This window comes from Micromonospora sp. H61 (assembly GCF_018070325.1).
Lineage (GTDB): Bacteria > Actinomycetota > Actinomycetes > Mycobacteriales > Micromonosporaceae > Micromonospora > Micromonospora salmantinae.
Genome location: NZ_JAGPXY010000093.1, coordinates 1 through 21,198 on the forward strand (window position 1 = coordinate 1; position 21,198 = coordinate 21,198).

At 70.8% G+C, this 21,198-nt stretch carries 19 protein-coding genes and 1 pseudogene; 11 read left to right on the top strand and 9 right to left on the bottom strand.

Annotated elements, in window-relative coordinates; genetic code table 11:
- Together KBX08_RS29380 and KBX08_RS29385 are read right to left on the bottom strand one after the other, a co-directional pair.
- The coding region (locus KBX08_RS29380; protein ID WP_210786643.1) for a DeoR family transcriptional regulator at positions 1-252 on the bottom strand (252 nt) is incomplete at its 3' end.
- 37 nt (positions 253-289) lie between these two features.
- Positions 290-2,281 carry a beta-galactosidase gene (locus KBX08_RS29385; protein ID WP_210786645.1) on the bottom strand — a complete coding sequence of 664 codons (1,992 nt, stop codon included), beginning with the start codon at positions 2,279-2,281 and terminating at the stop codon, positions 290-292.
- 284 nt (positions 2,282-2,565) lie between these two features.
- Here KBX08_RS29385 and KBX08_RS29390 point away from each other — a divergent pair, with 284 nt between their 5' ends.
- The 6 genes from KBX08_RS29390 to KBX08_RS29415 all read left to right on the top strand — a co-directional run bounded on the left by KBX08_RS29390 (position 2,566) and on the right by KBX08_RS29415 (position 9,687).
- The gene (locus KBX08_RS29390) at positions 2,566-3,894 is read left to right on the top strand and encodes an ABC transporter substrate-binding protein (RefSeq protein ID WP_210786646.1); all 1,329 of its coding nucleotides are present in this window, start codon (positions 2,566-2,568) and stop codon (positions 3,892-3,894) included.
- Positions 3,895-3,915: 21 nt separating this feature from the next.
- Positions 3,916-4,872, top strand: coding sequence for a carbohydrate ABC transporter permease (locus KBX08_RS29395; protein ID WP_210786649.1), 957 nt, complete (start codon positions 3,916-3,918; stop codon positions 4,870-4,872).
- Positions 4,869-5,783 carry a carbohydrate ABC transporter permease gene (locus KBX08_RS29400; RefSeq protein ID WP_210786651.1) on the top strand — a complete coding sequence of 305 codons (915 nt, stop codon included), beginning with the start codon at positions 4,869-4,871 and terminating at the stop codon, positions 5,781-5,783. The genes KBX08_RS29395 and KBX08_RS29400 overlap by 4 nt, the downstream gene beginning before the upstream one ends.
- A complete protein-coding gene (locus KBX08_RS29405) occupies positions 5,780-7,915 on the top strand; it encodes an alpha-galactosidase (RefSeq protein ID WP_210786653.1) in 2,136 nt (711 codons plus the stop codon). Before KBX08_RS29400 ends, KBX08_RS29405 begins: the two co-directional genes overlap by 4 nt.
- A 104-nt stretch (positions 7,916-8,019) precedes the next feature.
- Positions 8,020-8,421 carry a YciI family protein gene (locus tag KBX08_RS29410; protein WP_210786655.1) on the top strand — a complete coding sequence of 134 codons (402 nt, stop codon included), beginning with the start codon at positions 8,020-8,022 and terminating at the stop codon, positions 8,419-8,421.
- 3 nt (positions 8,422-8,424) lie between these two features.
- Positions 8,425-9,687: an RNA polymerase sigma factor gene (locus KBX08_RS29415; RefSeq protein WP_210786670.1), complete on the top strand. Its 1,263-nt coding sequence runs from the start codon at positions 8,425-8,427 to the stop codon at positions 9,685-9,687.
- A 591-nt stretch (positions 9,688-10,278) separates the two neighbouring features.
- Here the strand turns inward: KBX08_RS29415 and KBX08_RS29425 are convergent.
- Entirely contained in the window at positions 10,279-11,640 is a 1,362-nt protein-coding gene (locus tag KBX08_RS29425) for a cellulase family glycosylhydrolase (protein ID WP_210786657.1), read from the bottom strand.
- A gap of 372 nt (positions 11,641-12,012) precedes the next feature.
- On the opposite strand from KBX08_RS29425, the gene KBX08_RS29430 reads away from it, so the two are divergent.
- Entirely contained in the window at positions 12,013-12,975 is a 963-nt protein-coding gene (locus tag KBX08_RS29430; protein WP_210786659.1) for a TIGR03557 family F420-dependent LLM class oxidoreductase, read from the top strand.
- Complete coding sequence (locus KBX08_RS29435) at positions 12,972-13,847, top strand: alpha/beta fold hydrolase (protein WP_307850684.1); 876 nt, start codon at positions 12,972-12,974, stop codon at positions 13,845-13,847. The genes KBX08_RS29430 and KBX08_RS29435 overlap by 4 nt, the downstream gene beginning before the upstream one ends.
- Positions 13,848-13,984: 137 nt before the next feature.
- Here the strand turns inward: KBX08_RS29435 and KBX08_RS29440 are convergent, their stop codons facing one another.
- The 6 genes from KBX08_RS29440 to KBX08_RS29465 all read right to left on the bottom strand — a co-directional run bounded on the left by KBX08_RS29440 (position 13,985) and on the right by KBX08_RS29465 (position 19,272).
- Positions 13,985-14,794, bottom strand: a complete 810-nt coding sequence (locus tag KBX08_RS29440) for an endonuclease/exonuclease/phosphatase family protein (RefSeq protein WP_210786660.1) — start codon at positions 14,792-14,794, stop codon at positions 13,985-13,987.
- An 11-nt stretch (positions 14,795-14,805) separates the two neighbouring features.
- A complete protein-coding gene (locus KBX08_RS29445; RefSeq protein ID WP_210786662.1) occupies positions 14,806-16,296 on the bottom strand; it encodes a phosphatase PAP2 family protein in 1,491 nt (496 codons plus the stop codon).
- Between the two features lie 69 nt (positions 16,297-16,365).
- Positions 16,366-17,367, bottom strand: a complete 1,002-nt coding sequence (locus KBX08_RS29450; protein ID WP_210786664.1) for a YihY/virulence factor BrkB family protein — start codon at positions 17,365-17,367, stop codon at positions 16,366-16,368.
- A complete protein-coding gene (locus tag KBX08_RS29455) occupies positions 17,360-18,364 on the bottom strand; it encodes a diacylglycerol kinase family protein (protein ID WP_307850685.1) in 1,005 nt (334 codons plus the stop codon). The genes KBX08_RS29450 and KBX08_RS29455 overlap by 8 nt, the downstream gene beginning before the upstream one ends.
- 93 nt (positions 18,365-18,457) lie before the next feature.
- Positions 18,458-19,036: a Clp protease N-terminal domain-containing protein gene (locus tag KBX08_RS29460; RefSeq protein ID WP_210786666.1), complete on the bottom strand. Its 579-nt coding sequence runs from the start codon at positions 19,034-19,036 to the stop codon at positions 18,458-18,460.
- Entirely contained in the window at positions 19,036-19,272 is a 237-nt protein-coding gene (locus KBX08_RS29465; protein ID WP_030336062.1) for an HTH domain-containing protein, read from the bottom strand. Before KBX08_RS29465 ends, KBX08_RS29460 begins: the two co-directional genes overlap by 1 nt.
- Before the next feature lie 145 nt (positions 19,273-19,417).
- Here KBX08_RS29465 and KBX08_RS29470 point away from each other — a divergent pair, with 145 nt between their 5' ends.
- From KBX08_RS29470 to KBX08_RS29480, 3 genes and pseudogenes are all read left to right on the top strand, one after another.
- Complete coding sequence (locus KBX08_RS29470; protein WP_238690953.1) at positions 19,418-19,957, top strand: PadR family transcriptional regulator; 540 nt, start codon at positions 19,418-19,420, stop codon at positions 19,955-19,957.
- Complete coding sequence (locus tag KBX08_RS29475; RefSeq protein ID WP_238690952.1) at positions 19,954-20,682, top strand: ABC transporter ATP-binding protein; 729 nt, start codon at positions 19,954-19,956, stop codon at positions 20,680-20,682. Before KBX08_RS29470 ends, KBX08_RS29475 begins: the two co-directional genes overlap by 4 nt.
- Position 20,683: 1 nt before the next feature.
- Positions 20,684-21,198, top strand: a pseudogene (locus KBX08_RS29480) (ABC transporter permease); the annotation flags it as partial.

The following is a 21,198-nucleotide window of genomic DNA, read 5'->3' on the forward strand; positions in this document are numbered from 1 at the left end:
GGCGATGGCCCGCTTCTCCGCCTGCTGGCGGATCGACTTCGCGGCGAAGCCGGGTTCCTCGGCCGAGCCGGGCCCGGCGAGGGTCGCGCCGCCGTGCACCTTGTCGACCAGGCCGCGCTCGGCCAACACCTCCAGGTCGCGCCTAATCGTCATGTCGGACACGCCGAATCGACTGACCAGCTGACTCACCCGCACCCCGCCGCGTTGGCGGATCAGATCGAGGATGGCGGTCTGCCGCTGCTGGGCGAGCATGTGGGGAACCTCCTTCGCGCCGTGACCGTCGTCAGAATCAGGTCCGATCCTCACGGACCACCGCCACCTCACCGGCCGGCAGTGCCAGCTCACCGGCGTAGTGTCCTCCGGTCAACAGCTCGACGCCGTGCGCCGGCAGGCGTACCTCGGTGTCGGTGTGGTTGATCGCGAACAGCCAGGTCCGGTCGCCGTCGCGGCGGCGGACCACCTCCACCCCCGACGGCGCCGACACCGTCGGGCGGACGTCGGCCTCGGCGAGCAGCCGGGTCACCAGTCGGTCGGTGGCCGGCTCGTCCAGCCGGGTGCCGACATACCAGGCGGCGCCGTCGCCCACCCGGTGGCGGGTCAGCGCCGGCACGCCCGGCAAGGGCCCATCGGTGTACGAGGCGAGCACCTCGGCGCCGTCGGGGTGCACCCACTCGGTCCACACGTCGGCGGTGCTGCCGTCGTCGAGGCGGACCTGCTCGCCCTCGCGCAGCGGGAAGAACTCCTCGGTCCGGACGCCGAGCAACTCCCGGAACGCGCCCGGGTAGCCGCCCAGCCGGATGTGGTCGTTGGCGTCGACGATGCCGCTGAAGTAGGTGACCGCCGCCGTGCCCCCGGCCTCGACGTACCGGTGCAGTGCGGCGACGTCGGCGTCCCGGACCAGGTAGAGGGTCGGCACCAGGACCAGCCGGTAGCCGCTGAGGTCGGTCGACGGGTGGACGATGTCGGCGGTCACGCCGGCCCGCCAGAGCGAGCCGTACAGGGCGTTCAGCCGGTCGGCGTAGGTGACGTCGACGCTGGGGTGCGAATCCAACTCGACACCCCACCACGCCTCCCAGTCGAACAGGATCGCCACGTCGGCGTCCACCCGACTGCCGCGTACCTCCGCCAGGGCCTTGAGGTTCGCGCCGAGCTGGCAGACCTCGCGGAACACCTTGGTGTCCGGCCCGGCGTGCGGCACCAGGGCGGAGTGGAACTTCTCCGCGCCGGCCCGGGAGGCACGCCACTGGAAGAAGAGCACCCCGTCGGCGCCGCGGGCGACGTGCGCGAGGCTGTTGCGGCGCAGTTGCCCGGGCAGCTTGGCCACGTTGCGCGGCTGCCACTGGACGGCGCTGGTGGAGTGCTCCATCAGCAGCCACGGGTCGCCGCCGGCGACGCCCCGGGTGTGATCGGCGGCGAGCGCCAGCCCGAGGTGCGCCTGCGGGTCGGCCGCGGTCAGGTAGTGGTCGTTGGAGACCAGGTCCACATCGGTCGCCCAGGACTGGTAGTCCATGTGCTTGACGCCCATGCCGATCATGAAATTGGTGGTGATCGGCTGGTGGACAAGCGCCTTCAGTACCTCGCGCTCGGCGCGCAGTTGGGCGCGCAGCTCGTCGGAGGAGAAGCGCAGGAAGTCCAACTGCTGCGTCGGGTTGGCGAAGGTCAGCGCGGTGCGCGGCGGGTTGATCTCGGCCCAGTCGCCGTAGCGCTGACTCCAGAACGCGGTGCCCCAGGCGTCGTTGAGCCGGTCCAGGTCGCCGTAGCGCTCGCGTAGCCAGCCGCGGAACGCCTCGGCGCTGACGTCGCAGTAGCAGTGCGCGTTGTGGCAGCCCAGCTCGTTGGAGACGTGCCACATGACCACGGCGGGATGCTCGGCGTACCGGCCGGCGACCGCGCGTACCAACTCCAGCGACCGCTGGCGGAATACCGGTGAGCTGGGGCAGTACGCCTGTCGTCCCCCCGGCCAGAGGATCGCGCCGTCGGCCCGGCGGGGCAGCGTCTCCGGGTGCTCGTGGGCCAACCACGGCGGTGGGCTGGCCGTGGCGGTGGCCAGGTCGACCTGGATGCCACCGTCGTGCAGCAGGTCCAGCACCCGATCCAGCCAGCCGAACTCGAACCGCCCCGGGGCGGGCTCCAGCAACGCCCAGGAGAAGATGCCGACGGAGACCAGGTTGACCCCGGCCTGGCGCATCAGGTCGACGTCCTCGGACCAGGTTTCCTCGGGCCACTGCTCGGGGTTGTAGTCGCCGCCGAAATAGATGCTGTCACCCTGCCATCGCCGCATGACAGCTGAGGGTGCACCCGCTGGTCCACCGAAGTCAACAGGTTCCAACATCGAGCTTCTTTCCAACGTTTACCAGGTAACGGCCGTGTCACGACTGGGTTATCAGAGGCGAACTGCCCTCTTGACAGCGCACGACCGCAGGGTAGCTTGAGGCCCCAATGGCCGTTCGTGTTCGCCAATGTGGATTCTCGGTGGATCTCAATGTGTGATCACGGCGCTGGACCTGCCTTCACCACCCCCTGAGGCCCTTGGGCGTAGCTCCTTCTCATCCGCAGGAGGCACAGATGTCCCGTCCCCAATCCCAAGCCGAGTACCTGGCTCGGCTCGTACCGCCCTCAGTCGCCGGCATCAACCGACGATCGTTGCTGGCCGGCGCGGCCGGCACGGGCGCGCTGCTCGGCACCGGCCTGCTCGCCGGCTGCGGCGACGACTCCGGCTCCGGGGGGTCCAGCAAGGACGTGTCGCTCGGCTCGAACCAGTCCGACCCGAAGCCCAAGGACGTCCTGGTCAAGGTCACCGACGGCTTCAAGACCTCGTCCGGCGTGCAGGTCGCGGTCAATACGGTCGACCACAACACGTTCCAGGAGAACATCAACAATTACCTACAGGGCAAGCCGGACGACGTGTTCACCTGGTTCGCCGGCTACCGGATGCGCTTCTTCGCGCAGAAGGGCCTGGCCAGCGACATCAGTGACGTGTGGGGCAAGCTCTCCGGCTACTCCGACGCCTTCAAGAAGGCATCGACCGGCGACGACGGCAAACAGTACTTCGTACCGGCGTCCTACTACCCCTGGGCGATGTTCTACCGCAAGTCGGTGTGGCAGCAGTACGGCTACCAGGTGCCCACCACCCTGGACCAGCTCACCGCGCTCACCGCGCAGATGAAGAGGGACGGCCTCACCCCCATCGCCTTCGCCGACAAGGACGGCTGGCCGGCGATGGGCACCTTCGACATCCTCAACCTGCGCATCAACGGCTACCAGTTCCACATCGACCTGATGGCCGGCAAGGAGGCCTGGACCTCCGACAAGGTCAAGAAGGTCTTCGACACCTGGGCCGGCCTGCTCCCCGCGCACCAGCCGGACAGCCTCGGCCGCACCTGGCAGGAGGCCGCGCAGTCGTTGCAGCAGAAGAAGAGCGGCATGTACCTGCTCGGCCTCTTCGTCGGTCAGCAGTTCAGCAACGAGGAGCAGAGCGACCTCGACTTCTTCACCTTCCCCGAGATCGACCCGGCCATCGGCGCCAAGGCGCTCGACGCGCCGATCGACGGCTACATGATGGCCCGCAAGCCCAAGAACGAGGACAACGCCCGCAAGCTGCTGGAGTACTTCGGTGGCAAGGAAGCCGGCGACATCACTGTCAAGAACGACCCGGCCACCCTGGTCGCCAACGGCAGCGCCGACGTCAGCGGCTACACCGCATTGCAGAAGAAGGCCGCCGAACTGGTCGGGTCGGCCACCGAGATCGCCCAGTTCCTCGACCGGGACACCCGGCCGGACTTCGCCTCGACGGTGATCATCCCGGCGCTCCAGCAGTTCATCAAGGACCCCAAGGACATCGGCGGGCTCACGTCGTCCATCGAAAACCAGAAAAAGTCGATCTTCACTGACTGACGGCGGAAGGGGGAGGACATCGTGTCCGACCTGCCCCTGATCCAAGCGGATCGCGCCGTGCCGCCGCCGGCCACGACCACCTCCACTGGTGGTCGTCGTCGGCGGCTACGGCTCCTGTCCCGCACCGACCGCGTGGTCATCACGCTGATGGTGCTCGTCCCGCTGCTGCTCGTCACCGGGTTCGTCTGGATGCCGGCGGCGGCCACCGTGCTGCTCTCCGGCACCAACTGGGACGGCATCGGCCCCCTCAACGAGATCGAGTTCGTCGGCGCGCGCAACTACAGCGACGTGGTGAACATCTACCCGCCGTTCGTGCCGGCGGTCCAGCACAACCTGCTCTGGCTGGCGGCGCTGTTCGTGGTCGCCACCCCGTTCGGCATGTTCCTGGCCGTGCTGTTGGACAAGGAGTTGCGGGGCAGCCGCTTCTACCAGACCGCGCTCTACCTGCCGGTGGTGCTCTCGCTGGCGCTCATCGGCTTCGTCTGGCAACTGCTCTACTCCCGGGACCAGGGGCTGATCAACGCCGTCTTCGGCAGCAGCATCGACTGGTACGGCGACTCGAACGTCAACATCTGGGCGGTGATGGTCGCCTCCGGGTGGCGGCACGTCGGGTACATCATGTTGCTCTACCTGGCCGGCCTGAAGGGCGTCGATCCACCGCTGCGCGAGGCCGCGGCGGTCGACGGCGCCTCGGAGAGCCGGACCTTCTTCCGGGTCGTGTTCCCGGTCATGCGGCCCATCAACATCATCGTGCTGGTGGTGACCGTGATCGAGTCGCTGCGCGCGTTCGACCTGGTCTGGGTGGTCAACAAGGGCCGCAACGGGTTGGAGCTGATCTCCGCGCTGGTCACCCAGAACGTGGTGGGTGAGGCGAGCCGGATCGGCTTCGGCTCCGCACTGGCAACGATCATGCTGGTCGTCTCGCTGGTCTTCATCACCATCTACCTGGCGACCGTGATGAGGGAGAACCGGGAATGAGCACCGCGACCGTCACCCGGCGTACCGAGGGCGAGGCCGACGCGCCGCCGCGCCGCCGCAAGCTGACCCCGTTACGGATCCTGCTGCACGGCTTCCTCATCGTCGTCTCGCTGGCCTGGCTCTTCCCGATCGCCTGGGCGGTGCTGACCTCGCTGCGCTCGTACGACTACACCGCCGCGAACGGCTACGTCTCCTTCGGCGGCTGGACCTTCGACAACTACGTCACCGCCTGGCGGACGGCGGAGTTCGGGCAGCACTTCATCAACTCGGTGTACATCACCGTGCCGGCGGTGCTGCTGACCCTCTTCCTCGCCTCCTGCGTGGCGTTCGTCATCGCCCGGTTCAGTTGGAAGCTCAACCTCGTCCTGCTCGGGATCTTCACCGCGGCCAACCTGCTGCCCCAGCAGGCGCTGCTCATCCCACTGTTCCGGCTGTTCACCGAGGTGCCACTGCCGGAGTTCATGAGTGACTCGGAACTGCTCTACGACAGCTACTGGGGCCTGATCCTGATCAACGTGGCCTTCCAGTGCGGCTTCTGTGTCTTCGTGCTCAGCAACTACATGAAGGCGCTGCCCCGTGACCTGTACGAGGCGGCGATGGTCGACGGGGCGAGCATCTGGCGACAGTACTGGCAGGTCACCATGCCGCTGTGCCGGCCGGCCCTGGCCGCGCTGGCGACGCTGGAGGTGACCTGGATCTACAACGAGTTCTTCTGGGCCACCGTCCTCATGCGCACCGGCGACAAGTTCCCGGTGACCAGCTCGCTCAACAACCTGCGCGGTGAGTTCTTCACCGACAACAACCTGGTCTCGGCGGGCAGCGTGCTCGTCGCGATCCCCACCCTGGTGATCTTCTTTATGCTCCAGCGGCACTTCGTTCGGGGCCTGACCTTGGGAGCCTCCAAAGGATGACGATCCTGCACCTGCGCCGCGCGCGGACCAGCCTGGTGCTCGACGCGCGCGGCCCGGGGCTGCCCCGGGTCGTGCACTGGGGCGGCGACGTCGGCGGCCTCGACGACGACGGCCTGCGCCAACTCACCGACGCGACAGTACCGCCGGTGGTGCCGAGCAGCTTCGACGAGCCGACAGTGCTGTCGGTGCTGCCGGAGGCGAGCGCCGGCTGGAGTGGACGGCCGGGCCTGGCCGGGCACCGCGACGGGGCCGACTGGTCCACGGCGTTCCGGCTGGACGGTCTCGACGTCGACCAGCCCGCCGACGGACCGGCGCGGGTGACCGTCCGGGCGTCGGACCCGGCCGCCGGGCTGACGGTGGCCATCGAGATCACGCTCGACCCGTACGGCCTGCTGACCGTTCGGCACCGGCTGCGCAACGACGGCGACGGCGCGTACGAGCTGCGGGAGCTGACGCCGGTGCTGCCGGTGCCGGCGGTCGCCACCGAGCTGCTCGACCTGACCGGCCGGTGGTGTCGGGAACGGTCCCCGCAGCGGCACCCGTGGCAGCACGGCGCCTGGGTCCGCGAGGGCCGGCACGGCCGCACCGGGCACGACGCCACTCTGCTGTTGGTGGCCGGCACCACCGGGTTCGGTTTCGGCCACGGCGAGGTCTGGGCGGTGCACACCGCCTGGAGCGGCGACCACGTCACGTTCGCCGAACGTCGGCCCACCGGCGAGTCCACCCTCGGTGGCGGCGAGCTGCTGGCCCCCGGCGAGGTCCGGCTCGACCCCGGTGAGTCGTACGAGACTCCCCTGCTCTACGCGGTCTGGTCCGACGCCGGGCTGGACGGGCTCAGCGACGTGCTGCACACCCACCTCCGGGCCCGCCCCGGGCACCCGCGCTCCCCCCGCCCGGTGACCCTCAACGTCTGGGAGGCGGTCTACTTCGACCACGACCTGGATCGGCTGCGGGCGCTCGCCGACCGGGCCGCGCAGATCGGCGTGGAGCGGTTCGTGCTCGACGACGGCTGGTTCCGCGGCCGGCGCGACGACACCGCCGGCCTCGGCGACTGGTACGTCGACGACGCCGTCTGGCCGGACGGCCTGCAACCGCTGATCGACCACGTCACCGGCCGGGGCCTCCAGTTCGGCCTCTGGGTCGAGCCGGAGATGGTCAACCCCGACTCGGACCTGTTCCGCGCGCACCCCGACTGGGTGCTCGCCGTGCCGGGGCGGCTACCGCCGGCCTGGCGTCACCAGCAGGTGCTCGACCTGGGCCGCCCCGAGGCGTACGACCATGTGCTGGAACGTCTCGACACGCTGCTCACCGACCACCCCGGCATCCGGTACCTCAAGTGGGACCAGAACCGGGACCTCACCGAGGCCGGGCATCACGGCCGCCCGGGGGTGCACGGGCAGACGCTGGCGGTCTACCGGCTCTTCGACGAGTTGCGCGGTCGGCACCCGGGTGTGGAGATCGAGAGCTGCTCGTCCGGCGGTGCCCGGGTGGATCTGGCCATCCTGGCGCGCACCGACCGGGTCTGGGCCAGCGACTGCAACGACGCCCTGGAGCGACTCAGCGTCCAACGCTGGACGGGGCTGCTGCTGCCACCGGAGCTGATCGGCACCCACGTCGGCCCGGAACGCTCGCACACCACCAACCGCGTACACGACCTGGGTTTCCGGGCGGCGACGGCGCTCTTCGGCCACCACGGCATCGAGTGGGACATCGCCTCGATCAGCGCCGCCGAACAGACCGAGCTGGCCGCCTGGGTGGCGCTGCACAAGCGGCTGCGCCCGCTGCTGCACGCTGGTCGGGTGGTCCGGGTCGATCACCCGGATCCGGCCGTCTGGGCGCACGGCGTGGTCGATCACGACAACACCCGAGCGGTGTACGCGGTGGCCCGGCTGACCACCTCGGTGACGCAGGCGCCCGGCGCGGTGCGGCTGCCCGGCCTCGACCCGGGCCGGCGGTACCGGGTGCGACAGGTGTCGGGCGTACCGGCTCCGGCGAGCATCGACCTGTCCCCGCCCACCTGGCTGGCGGGTGGTCTCACCCTCAGCGGGGCGGCGCTGGCCCGGGTGGGTGTGCAGCTGCCCGCCCTGCACCCGGAGCAGAGCCTGGTGCTGGAGGTCGACGCCGTCGACTGAAAAGATTCTGGAGAATCTTCGGCCGGGGTGTCGAGAACGGCGGGGCCTGCCTCTACCTCACTGTGAGAGCACCGACGACGGTGCGCAGGCGTGAGGAGCCAACCATGAAGTACATGCTGCTGATGCAGTTCAGCGCCGCCGGGACCGACTTCCCGAGCATCGACACCTGGACCCAGGACGAGGTCCGGGCGCACATCGCGTTCATGGGCGAGGTAAACGCCAAGCTCACCGCCGCCGGCGAGTGGGTCGACGGGCAGGGCCTCGGCGGCCCGCAGCAGGCCCGGATCGTCCGCGCCGGCGAGGGTGGGGCGCCGGTGGTCACCGAGGGACCGTTCGCCGAGACGAAGGAGTTCCTGGCGGGCTTCTGGATCGTCGACTGCGAGAGCCCGCAGCGGGCCGTGGAGCTGGCCGCGCACATCTCCACAGCGCCCGGACCCGGCGGCCGGCCGCTGAACATGCCGATCGAGGTGCACCCGGTGATGTCCGCCCCGGCACAGGAGCTGTGAGGGCTGAACACCGATCCCCGCATCGAGGACCTGCTGCGCGAGTTGGCGCCGCAGGTCCTCGGCGTGCTGAGCCGCCGCTTCGGTGACTTCGCTACCGCGGAGGACGCGGTGCAGGAGGCACTGCTGGCCGCCGCCACCCAGTGGCCGACCGAGGGGCTACCGGCGAACCCCCGTGGCTGGCTGATCCAGGTCGGCTACCGGCGGATGATCGAGCTGGTCCGCGGTGAGCAGGCCAGACGCCGCCGGGAGGACCTGGTCGCCCGCCAGGATCCGGACGACCAGCGGTACGCGCCAGCCCCGGACGAGGAGTTGACCGCCGAGCGGGACGACACGCTGGTCCTGCTCTTCCTCTGCTGCCACCCGGCGCTCGCGCCGACGTCGGCGGTGGCGCTGACCCTGCGCGCCGTCGGTGGGTTGAGCACCGCCGAGATCGCCCGCGCGTTCCTGGTGCCCGAGGCGACGATGGCGCAGCGGATCAGCCGGGCCAAGCAGCGCATCAGGGCATCCGGGCTGCCGTTCCGGATGCCCGAGCCGGCGGAGCGGGCGGACCGGTTGGTCGCCGTACGACAGGTGCTCTACCTGGTCTTCACCGAGGGACACACCAGCACCACCGGCCCGGACCTGCGCCGCGTCGACCTCGCGGCGGAGGCGATCCGGCTGACCCGCGCACTGCACACGCTGCTGCCGAACGACAGCGAATCGGCCGGGCTGCTGGCGTTGATGCTGCTCACCGAGGCACGCGGCCCGGCGCGGACCGGGTCCTCCGGCGAGCTGATCTCGCTGGCCGATCAGGACCGTAGCCGCTGGGACGCGACGGCGATCGCCGAGGGCGTGGCACTGGTCACCCGGGCCCTGCCGCGCGGGCCGGTCGGTCCGTACCAGGTACAGGCCGCCATCGCCGCCCTGCACGCCGAGGCGTCGAGCACCGAGCAGACCGACTGGCCGCAGATCCTGGCGCTGTACGAGGTGCTGGAACGCTTGGCCGGCAGCCCGGTGGTGGCCCTCAACCGGGCCGTGGCGACGGCCATGGTGCACGGACCGGCCGCCGGCCTGGCCGCCATCGACGCGTTGGCCCACGACTCGCAGTTGGCCGGACACCACCGGCTGGCCGCCGCCCGCGCCCATCTGCACGAGATGGCCGGTGACCAGGCCCAGGCGATCGTCGACTACCGCATCGCCGCCGCCCGCACGAGCAGCCGTCCCGAACAGCTCTACCTGACCATGCGAGCTGCCCGGCTGGCCGCCGAGCCCGCAGATCTCCCGTGAAGACAGGGACCAACTGGTCCCGCGCGGCGCGACCCCGGCAGCTTCACCCCCCTGCGGACCTCTTCCGGGCCACTACCGGGGGCGGCAGCACGGGGAACAGCGGCGCGACCCGCCGCGGCGGCGTGGGTGGGTGGTGTGCTGGGCCGGCTTTGGAGCTGATGCCGTAAACGATTCATCCACTGGTCCGGGCGCCGGGCGCACGGCCAGTCCGATGGCGAAGTCTGGTTCGTCAACGGGGGCTGATTCGTGGCGAAGTCCGCTTCGTCGCCACAACCGATTCGTTTGTGACATCAGCTCCAAAGGCGTTCTGTGATAGCTGCCGAGGTCGTACGGACGCCACTTCACGGGCCGTACGGACGCCACGCGACGGGTCGGCTCGACGTCGATCGGACGTGGGCGGGCCGGCCGGGCGGGGGCGTCGCCGGCACTAGCTCGGAGCGGTGTTCCTGGGTGAGTCGGTGGGGCTCGCCAAGCTCACCGGCATCGCACTGATCATCGCCGGGGTGGTCATCGTGAACCTGGCCGGGGAGCACTGACCACTACGGTGTCCGGTGGCCGGGTCCGGCGCGGACCCGACCACCGGTCCGACGGTCAGCTCGCCGTGCAGCTCACCACCGGCAGGCTGTTGGTGCCGGTCCAACTGCCGAGGAAGCCGAAGCTGGCGCTGGCACCGGCGGCCAGCCGTCCGTTGTAGTCGGTGTTGCGGGCGGTCACCGTGGTTCCGCTGCTGGTGAGGGCCACATTCCAGGACTGGGTGACGCGCTGGCCGTTGGCGAAGATCCACCCGGCGGTCCAGCCGGTGATCGCCCTCGCGCCGGCGGTCACCCGTACCTCACCCTGGAAGCCGCCCTGCCACTGGTTGGTCACCGTGAACGTCGCCGTGCAGCCACCGTTCGGCGGGGGCGTCGTCGGTGGCGGCGTCGTCGGGGGTGGGGTGGTCGGCGGAGGCGTCGTCGGCGGTGGGGTGCCGCCGAAGACGCTGGCCTCGCGGGAGGTCTGCCGGATGCCGTTGACTCCGTTGAAGAGGCGCTGGCCCCAGTCGGTCAGGCTCGCCGGATTGAAGTTGGTGGCCAGGTCGAGATACTCGACGCCGCCGCCGTTGCCGCTCCACGACCAGCCCAGCCAGCCGATCCCGTTGGCCTGGCTGTAGGCGAGGATGGCGTCCTCGTCCGGGTTGCCGTCGGAGTGGTTGAAGCCGAACTCACCGACCACGATGGGCAGCCCGGCGGTACGGAACCGGCCCAGGTAGTCGCTGATCTCCGCGGCGGTGTCGAACACCCCGTACATGTGGATGGAGAACACGGTGTTGCGGGCCGGGTCGGCGGCGAAGACCGACGCGGCGTTGTCGCGCATGGTGAACGACCAGTCCTGCCCCCAGTTCGGCGCGTCCACCATGATCGTGTGGGTCAACCCGCCGGCCCGCAGGCGCTTGATGGCATTGGCGCTGTCGGTGGCCCACGAGGCGTAGTTCTGGTTGCCGTACGGCTCGTTGCCGATGTTGACGATGACGTACCTCTCCTGGCCGGCGAGGACGTCGGCGAGGCTGAGCCAGTAGTCGACGGCGCGGTCGAGGGTGATCGCGCCGCTCTGCTCGCCGTACCCGGTGGTGTCGTGCACCTCCAGCACGCAGATCAGCCGGTTGGCCTTGCAGAGCGAGATGACGTTGGCGACGTCGGCGTTGGTGTTGCGGGTCCACCGGTCGCCGCTGGAGAGCACCACCCGCACGGTGTTCGCGCCGAGGGCCTTGACGTCGGCGAAGGAGCTGGTCTGCTGCGGGTACCAGGTGTGCGCGTGGTTGACGCCGCGCATGATGAATTCGGCGCCGTTGGCGTCGTACAACTTGCCGCCAGCGACGGAGAAACCAGCCGCGGCGTGCGCCGGCTGGCCGAACGCCAGCACTGTGACGAGCAACGCGAGAAGTGTCGCGCCGGCGGCGGAGAGTCGAGTCTTCATGGCCTTCCTCAGGGAGGACCCCCGGTGCCCGACAGGGGTGGGACGTGACAGGGGAAGGCGGCTGCAGCCCGGCAGCCGCGCCCGGCTCCGGCGCAGGCATCAGCGTAGGACGATGGATTGGTCCCCGCAACCGGTTCAGTAGACGGGCCCGCAGCCCGGACAGCCGCAACGGCCCACGCGGACGCAGGCCGTCACGGGGCGGTCATCCCCACCACAGGATGTGCGCCACACCGGCTCTTAACCGGTTAAGAGCGACGGTAGGCAGGCGGCCGGGATCCGTCAAGCACTACGGCAGCCGAACCGGACGGGAGGGTTGACCGCCGTGCACCGGGGTATCCCGGGAACGATCCGTCAGCGAGAGGGGATACCAGGATGGTCAGCGTCGGCTACACCCTGATGAGCGAGCAGGCCGGGCCCAAGCAGCTGGTGGACCATGCCGTACGGGCCGAGGCGGCTGGTTTCGACCAACTGGTGATGTCCGACCACTACTACCCCTGGCTGGACTCCCAGGGCCACTCCCCGTACGCCTGGTCGGTGCTCGGCGCGGTCGCCCATGCCACCTCCCGCGCGGAGCTGATGTCGTTCGTGACCTGCCCGATCCGCCGCTACCACCCGGCCGTGGTCGCGCAGAAGGCCAGCACCATCGGGGCGCTCTCGGACGGCCGTTTCACCCTCGGCCTGGGCGCCGGGGAGAACCTGAACGAGCACGTGGTCGGCGGCTGGCCACACGTCCAGCAGCGGCACGAGATGTTCGAGGAGGCGTTGCAGATCATCCGCCCGTTGCTCAACGGGGAGACGCTGACCTTCTCCGGCAACCACTTCGACGTGCCCGACGCGTACGTCTGGGACCGCCCGGAACGGCCGGTGCCGATGGCCATCGCCGCGTCCGGTCGACAGTCCGCGACGCTGGCCGCCGAGTACGGCAACGGCCTCATCTCCACCGAACCCGACCGGCACATCATCGAGATGTACGACGACGCCGGGGGCGCCGGCCAGCCGCGCTACGGCCAGGTGGCCATCTGCTACGGCCCCGACGAGGCGGAGTGCCGCAAGATCGTGCACGACCAGTTCCGCTGGTTCGGAATGGGTTGGAAGGTCAACGCCGACCTGCCCGGCCCGGAGTCCTTCGCCGCCGCCACCCAGTTCGTCCGCGAGGAGGACGTCGCCGAGGGCATCTCCTGCGGTCCGGAGGTGGACGCGCACGTCGAGGCGTTCCGCAAGTTCGTCGACGCCGGCTTCACGCACGTGGCGATCATCCAGGTCGGTGGGGAGACGCAGCCGATGTTCCTGGACTGGGCGCAGGAGCAACTGCTGCCCCGGCTGCGCGAGCTGTGAACCGAGGTGCGGCACCTCGGCCGCCCGGATCGACCCGCAGCAGCGCCGTCGGCCGGTTCGGGCCGGCCGAGCTGCGGCTCGCCATGGCCGCGCCCCGGCCGGCCGGCGGGCTGACCAGCGAGTGGCGGGTCGTCGACGGACTACACACCCACACCCGCCGCAGCGCCGACCCGGGGACCGGGGCGCCACCAGTGGTGCTCGTACACGGCCTGGCGGTCTCGCACCGGTATCTCACCCCGCTGGCCGGCGCGCTCGCCGCCACCCATCAGGTGTACGTGCCGGACCTGCCCGGCTTCGGGCTCACCGAACACCCCCGGGGCGCGTACGACGTCCGCCGGCACGCCGACCACCTGGCCGCCTGGCTGGCCGCGTACCGGTTGCCGCCGGTCTGCCTGCTCGGGCACTCGTTCGGCGCGGAGGTGGCCGCCGCGGTCGCCGCGACCCGCCCCGACGCGGTACGCGCGCTGGTGTTGGCCGGGCCGACCAGCGACCCGGCGGCCCGGTCCCGACGGGACCAGTTCGGTCGTTGGCTGGTGGACAGCCTGCGCGAGGCGCCGCTACAGGCCCCGATCCTGGTACGGGACGTCTGGAACGCCCGGCCCTGGCGGGTCCTCGCCACGCTGTCGCACTCGGTCCGCAACGCCATCGAGGTGGACCTCGTCCGGGTCAGCGCGCCGACCGTCGTCGTGACCGGCGGCCGCGACCCGGTCGTGCCGCGACGGTGGCGGGACCAGGCGACACGGCTGGTGCCGCAGGCGGCCCTGGTGGTCGTTCCCGGTGCCGCGCACAACGTGGTCACGACCGCCCCGACTGCCGTCGCGGACGCGATCCGGCACCTGCTCGCCCCTCATCCCGCACTCACGGACAGGTGAACGTCATGCGCTTCGGCAACACGGAGATCCGCCCGCTCGGCGGGGGCCTCGGCTGCCTCCTGATGATCCTCTTCTCGATCGTGGCCTCGGTGGTGCTGACCGTCCTGCTGAATCTGGTGCTCTGAGCCCCGCGCGTCTCAGCCGGGAGACAGCTCCAGCGTGGCGAGCAGCGGATAGTGGTCGGAGGCGGTGGCCGCCGCGCCGTCGCGGATCACCCGACAGTCGTGCGTGCGTCGCGCCACCGCCGGGCTGCCGAGCAGATAATCCAACCGCATCCCGGCGAACTCGGCCCCGCCGAGCCGGGTGGGCACGGTGTGACCGGCGACCTCCGGTGCGTCGACATTGCCCGACGGCCACAGGTCGACAAGGCCGGCGGCGAGCAGCCGGCCGATCGCGCGGGTGTCCACGGCGCCACCGGAGCGACGCAGGTGCCGCCGCCGGTACAGGGTGGGCATGCCGGCCAGGCGGGCGGTGTGGTCGACGGTCGGGTCGAGCGAGTTGAGGTCACCGGTGACCAGCGTCAGCGGCCCCTGGTCACGGCGCATCGCGGCGACCAACCAGTCGACCTCCATCCGCCGCCGACCCCCGGAGTACGGGTAGAGGTGGGTGCCCAGCACTGTGAACGGGCCGGCGGACGTGTCCACCACGACGCGGGCGGCGGCGTGGTGGAACGGACGACGCACCGATCCCGCGTCGACGACCCGGTACGGCGGCCGGACCAGCACCGCCACCGGCTGCCCGAAGCAGGACCGGGCCAGGTGGGGAATCATTCCCACCCGGCCCGCCACGCTGGCCATCAGCCCGTCCCGGTCGAAGCCGCGCAACTCCTGCAGGGCCAACACGTCCGGCGCCTGCTCGTCGACGACCTGGACCACCTGATCCAACCGGTCGAGTCCGCCGCGATCCCGCCCGCCGGTGCGGATGTTCCAGGTCATCACCCGCAGCACGACGGCGGCGCCTAGTCGGCTCGGCCGGCCCGCGCCAGCTCGTCGTCGAGGGTGTCCACGTCCTCCGACTCGATGGCCGGCCGGTTGCCTTCCTTCAGGTCCTCGTTGGGGCGGATCACCAGGTAGAGCAAGCCGATCCAGAGCGCGGAGAGCAGGATCGCGCCCATGAAGTCGGTCGGGTGGTGCATCCCCCGGTACATCCGGGACGTGGCCACCCCGACCGGCATGAGCACTGCCAGCGCCACGAAGATCCAACGCCACCACCGGTCGGTACGCGGGAAGACGATGAGGGTGATCGCCAGCCAGACGCAGATCGTGGCCGCGATGTGCCCGGACGGGAACGACGAGGTGGGCATCTGCCCGTCCAGGTTCTCCACCGGCGGACGTGGCCGGTCGATCGCGCGGGCAGACGCCAGGAAGAGGGTCAACTCCCCCACCATCGCCAGCGCCACGAAGAGCACCGGGCGCCAGCGCCGCCACACCGCCAGCACCAGCGGGCAGAACACCAGCGAGATCAGCAGGATGGCATGGGTGTCACCGAACTTGCTCCACCACCAGCTGACGTCGGTCAGCACCTCGGTGTGCCGCTCGGCGAACCACTGCGGCACCTTCGTGTCGAGGGTGTCGAAGAAGGTGCCCTTGGCGTGGTAGCTGACGTACGTGCCGAAGCCGTACAGCGCCCCGAACACGATCACCCAGCCGACCAGCAGCTCGGCCACCGCCGAGCGGGGATGGGCCAGCACGTGTTCCTCGGCCGGGGCGGGGGCGATGTCGTGCCCCGCCTCCGGCTCCAGGCCCTCGGTCAGCGGCGGCACCGGCCGCCCCCGCTCCCGCCGCCACAGTCGGAAGGCGTACGCGGTGACGCCCAGCCAGGCGGCCCCGAGCAGCCAGGCGGCCAGCACGTCGGAGACGAAGTGCACGCCCAGCGCGATCCGGGTCAGCCCGACCAGTGCCACCAGCACACCGACGCCGACGATGGCCGGCTTGCGCCAGCGGGGCGCCATCGCCGGCAGGAACACCAGCAGCAGCGCTCCGTACGCGACGAACGAGCCGAGCGCGTGCCCGCTCGGGAAGCTGTTGCCGGGCGCGCTGGCGATCGGCACGTCCACTACCGGGCGGAGCCGGCCGACAAGCGTCTTCAGTGACGGGTCCAGGATCAGGCCACCGACCCCCGTGATGATCAGATAGACGGCGAGTCGGGGCTGCCGCCGGATCAGCAACCCGACCACGGCGATGGTGACCAGCCAGATGAGGATCGGTCGGCCGCCCAGGTCCGTCACCGCCTGAAGGACGGTGACCAGCGCGTGGTGCGGGGCGACGAGCCCGTTGAACCACTCGGCGAGCCCGTGGTCGACATCCTGCAACGGGCTCCACTGCACCCGGACGAGCAACAACAGCAGCCCGAAGGCCACCCCGGCACCGGTGACGGCCACCAGACCGGCAATGCTCCGTTCGGCGAAATGACCGATCGGACGGTGCGCCACCTCTTTGACCGCGGTCACCCCGCACCTCCCTTGTGTGTCTGGCGAGGCGCTTTACCCGATCCGCGTCCGTCGTACACGCCGGTGCTGCTAGAGCGCCGACATGTCCCCGGTGTCGTACAGCTCGGCGCGGTCCGGGTCGGGCTCCCACAGATCCGGTTGGGCGGGCTCGCGCGCACCGATGCGCAGCGCCTCCAGTTGGGCGGCGAAGGACAGCCCGCCGAAGAGCGCCATCCCGGTCAGGTTGGCCCAGAGCAGCAGCGCCATCATGCCGGTCAGGGCGCCGTAGGTCTGCCCGAAACCGTCACTGAACCGCACGTACGCGGCGAGCAGCAGGCTGGCCAGCCACCACAGCGCCGTGGCGATGCCGGCACCGAACAACAGCCAGGACAGGCCGGGCTGGTTGCGGCGCGGCGCGTGTCGGAACAGCACGGCCACGGCGACCACGGTCAGCCCGAGACTCAGCGGGAAGCGGATCACGTCCCAGATGCCGTGGGCGAGTTCGCCCCACTCGTAGTGTTCGCGGACCGAGTCGCCCATCGCGCCGCCGCCGACCAGGATCAGGAAGCCGGCGAGCGCGGGCAGGCCGGCGGTGACGGCCAGCACGGCGGCTCGCAGGTACTTGCGCAGCGCCGGGCGGTCCCGCTCGACGCCGTAGATGCGGTTGGCGCCCCGCTCGATCTGGGCCATCGTGGTGGTGAGCGCGAACAGGCCGGTGAGCAGACCGAGGGTGAGCGCCAGCTCCCCGGCGTCCTCGACACGCTCGCCCTCGCCGAGCAGCTCGCCGACCATCTGCGAACTCTGGCCCGGGGTGAGCGCCAGGACGGTGTCGGCGACCACCTGGCCGCCCTCCTCGACGCCCAGCTCGCTGATCAGGCCGGTGAGGGCGATCAGGAACGGCACCACGGCGAGGCAGAGTTGCAGCGCGAAGGCCCGGGAGTGGCTGAACCCGTCGCCGTAGCGGAACCGGATGAACGCGTCCCGCAGCAGGTGCCAACCGCCCTGTCCGCGCAGTGTGTGCCAGGCGTCGTCGGCGGACAGCTCCTCGTCGGCCATCAGCCGGGTCTCCGGCACGATCCGGGTACTACTCACTGCGGGCTTCCTCGATCAGCTGCTCGCCCCGCTCCCCGGCACCTTGCGCGTCGACGGCCAGGTCGGGGGCGTCCTCGGGCTGGGGGACGCAGAGCCAGAGCGCCTGCGGCCGAACCTCCGCCCGCAACTGCCGGCCCGGGGAGATCAGGTCGCCGTCCAACTCCCGAGGTTGCGCCCGGTTGCTGGTGACCACCACCCGCCGGCCCCGGAAGATCTCGAGCTGCGGCACCTGGCCGCTGCGGCGGACCACCGCCCAGCCGAGCGCGAGCCAGTGCCGCAGGTTGCGCGGGGTGAGCACGGCGACATCGAGCCAGCCGTCGTCCGGCTCGGCCTCGGTCAACAGGGTCACGCCGCCCTGCAGCCGGCCGACGTTGGCGATCAGGACCGAACGGGCCCGGCGGCGTAGCGGAGGCCGGTCGTCGATGCGGATCTGCACCCGCATCGGCCGGTCCCGTAGGTGGCGGGCGGCACCCATCACGTACGCCGGCCAGCCGATGCGGGCCTTGGTGGTCTCGTTTGTGGCTTCGAGCATCTGGGCGTCGAAGCCCATGCCGGCCATCACTGTGAAGTACCTGTCCTCGACGGCGCCGACGTCGAGCAGCCGTCGGCCGCGTTCGACGGCGACCTGCAACCCGGCGGCGAGGTCGGTGGAGAGCCCCAGGTTGGCGGCGAGCAGGTTGCCGGTGCCCTGCGGCAGCACGGCGAGGGCCACGTCGGTGCCGACCAACCCGCTGACGCAGGACATCACTGTGCCGTCGCCCCCGCAGGCGAAGACCAGGTCGACGCCGGCCTTGACGGCCTGCTCGGTCTGGCCACGCCCCGGGTCGTCGACTGTCGTCTCGTACCACTGAGGCGCGGGCCAGCCGGCCGCGGTCAGGGCGTCGTCGACGGTACGGCGCAACTCGTCGAGATGGTCGACCTTGACCGGGTTGACCACCACAGCGGAGCGCAACCCGCCGTCGCCGCCCGAGGGCCGCCTGTCCTGTCCAGCATCCACGGCGCCAGTGTGCAGCACCCGGACGGCTTCAGCGACCCGGCGACCGGCGCACGTCGGAAGTGCCACAGACAGGTTTCAACCCGGCCCCACCCGTCAGGCCGCCGCCCGCAGTGCGAGCTCCACCCGCCGGCGCAGATCGTCGAGGTCGACACCGGACTCGGTGAGCACCAACGCGCCCAGCCCGTTGCCCTCCCGGAGCACCCCGAGCAGGATGTGCTCGGTGCCGATGTGCCGGTGGCGCAGCCGCAGGGCCTCCCGCAGGGACAGCTCCAGCACCTTCTTCGAGCGGGGCGAGAACGGGCCGCCGAGGTACCGCCTACGCCCCCAGCGGCGGCGTGGCGCCGGCACCGCCTCCCGTAGCGCGTCCGGGCCGAAGGACTGCTCGATGCGGGCCACGATCGCGGCCAGGTCGATGCCGATCTCCCGCAGCGCTGCGGCGTCCGCGTCGCCGAGGCCCGCGCCGCCGCTGGCGGTGTGCCGGCGGACGCGTTCGCGCAGGTCGTCGGCGCGTACCCCGGCGTCGGCGAGCACCCGGCTGGCCAGCCCGGCCTCGTCGGCGAGCAGGGCGAGCAGCAGGTGCTCGGTGCCCACCGGCCGCTGGCCCTCGACCCGTGCCTCCTCCAGCGCCCGCCGCACCACGTCGCGCGCCCGGTCGGTGAACCGTTCGAACATCACGCCTCCCAGGATGAGTTGACCGCCGGTCGCCCGGCGTGCTTCTTGTGCACTGCCTGCCGGCTGACCTCGAGCGTGTCGGCGATCTCCTGCCAGGACCAACCCTGTCGTCGGGCGTTGTCCACCTGGACCACCTCGAGCCGCTCGAGCAGCCGGCGTAGCGCGCGGACGGCGCGCAGCCCGACCCGGGGGTCGGTGCTGCCGGCTGCCGCCGCGAGTTCTGTCGCCTGACTCATGCCGTCAACATACGTTGACAGCGCGTCTCGTGTCAACCCTGGTTGACGAACGCTTGCCTGTTCCGTCCGCCGCACCCCACCCACCGACTTGACAGCGCTATAGCTAGCCGTTATCCATTAACGATCTAGACGAAGGATGTGCTCCGTGCAGGACGTGGTGCTGGCCATGCTGGCCAAGGAGCCGGCGCACGGATACCAGCTGCGCAGCCGGCTGCGTGCCGCGCTGGGCCCGCTGGGCGAGGCGATGAACGCCGGGCAGATCTACGTGACGCTGACCCGCCTCGGCAAGGCAGGGCTGGTGACCTCGCAGCGGGCCGAGGGCCTACCGGACCGGCCCGAACGCCGGGTGTACGCGCTGACCCCGGAGGGGCAGCAGCGAGTCGCCACCTGGCTGGCCGAAGTGAACTGGCCGAAGCCGGACCTCGCGGAGTTTCACCTCAAGCTGGTCGCTGCCGCGACAGCCCGGCTGGCCGATCCGGTGGCCCTGGTTGACGCCCAGCGGCGTGAGGTGCTGCGCCGGCTGCGCGACGCCCAACGGGCCGCGTTGGAGCGATCGGTGGATCCGGTTGCCGGGCTGCTGCTGGAGGGTGTCGTGCTGCGGCTGCGGGCCGACCTGGAATGGCTGGAGGCGTGCGAACGCCTATGGGCTGAACTTGATCCGACCGGACGGAAGGCGGGGGCGTGACCGGGTCGACGGTATTGCAGGCGCATGGCCTGAGCATGCTTTACGGCGACGAGCACGCGCTGGTCCGCGCGGTCGACGAGGTCGACCTGAACGTGCCGGCCGGGCAGTCGCTGGCGGTGATGGGGCCCAGCGGCTGCGGCAAGTCCACCCTGCTGTACCTGCTCGGCGGGCTGCAACGCCCGACCGGCGGTGAGGTGTGGCTGGCCGACCGTCGGATCGACACGATGAGCGAACGGGCCCTGGCCCGGCTGCGGCGTGACAGCCTCGGGTTCGTCTTCCAGTCGTTCCACCTCATGGACGAGCTCACCGCGGTCGAGAATGTGGAGCTGGCCGCGCTGCTGGCCGGCCATTCACCAGGCAGGGCCCGCAAGCGGGCGATGTATCTGCTGGACCGGGTGGGGCTGGCCGACCGCGCCACGCACCTGCCCTCGGCACTGTCCGGTGGGCAGCGCCAGCGGGTCGCCATCGCCCGCGCGTTGAGCAACGAGCCGCTGGTCGTGCTGGCCGACGAACCCACCGGCAACCTGGACAGCGCCGCCACCCTGGACGTGCTGCGGCTGTTCGAGGAGCTACGCACCGCAGGACAGACCCTCGTGGTGGTCACCCACGACCCCCGCATCGCCGCGGTCGCCGACCGGGTGATCGCCATGCGTGACGGCGCGTTCGTCGACGACAACCGACTTGCCAGCACCGCCACCGGCACCCTCTACGGCGGGCGGAGCTGACATGGCCGGCCGCCTCCTGCTCGTCTGCCGGCTACTGATGCGCGACCTGCGCCGTCGCCGAACCGAAACCGTCCTGCTTCTGACCGCGATCACCGCCGCCACCGCCACACTGACCGTCGGCCTCACCCTCAACGAACTCGCGGACCGGCCGTACCAACAGACCCGGACGGCCACCGCCGGCCCGGACGTGATCGTGACACCCCGGGCCACCGGCCAGGCCGCACTGGACGAACTCGCATCGCTTAGCACCGGGGCCGGCGTCACCGATCACAGCGGCCCCTTCCCGATCGCCTACCTGACGATGACGGCCCACGGCAAGTCCGCGCACACCGTCGTGGCGGGCCGGGACACCGCACCCGCATCGATCGACCGGCCCGCCGTGACCGACGGCACCTGGGTACGCCCCTGCGGCGGGGTAGTCGAGAGCGCCTTCGCCGACGCCCTCTGCATCCGCATCGGCGACACGGTCATCATCTGCGGCCATCCGCTGCGCGTGATCGGGACCGCGGTCACCGC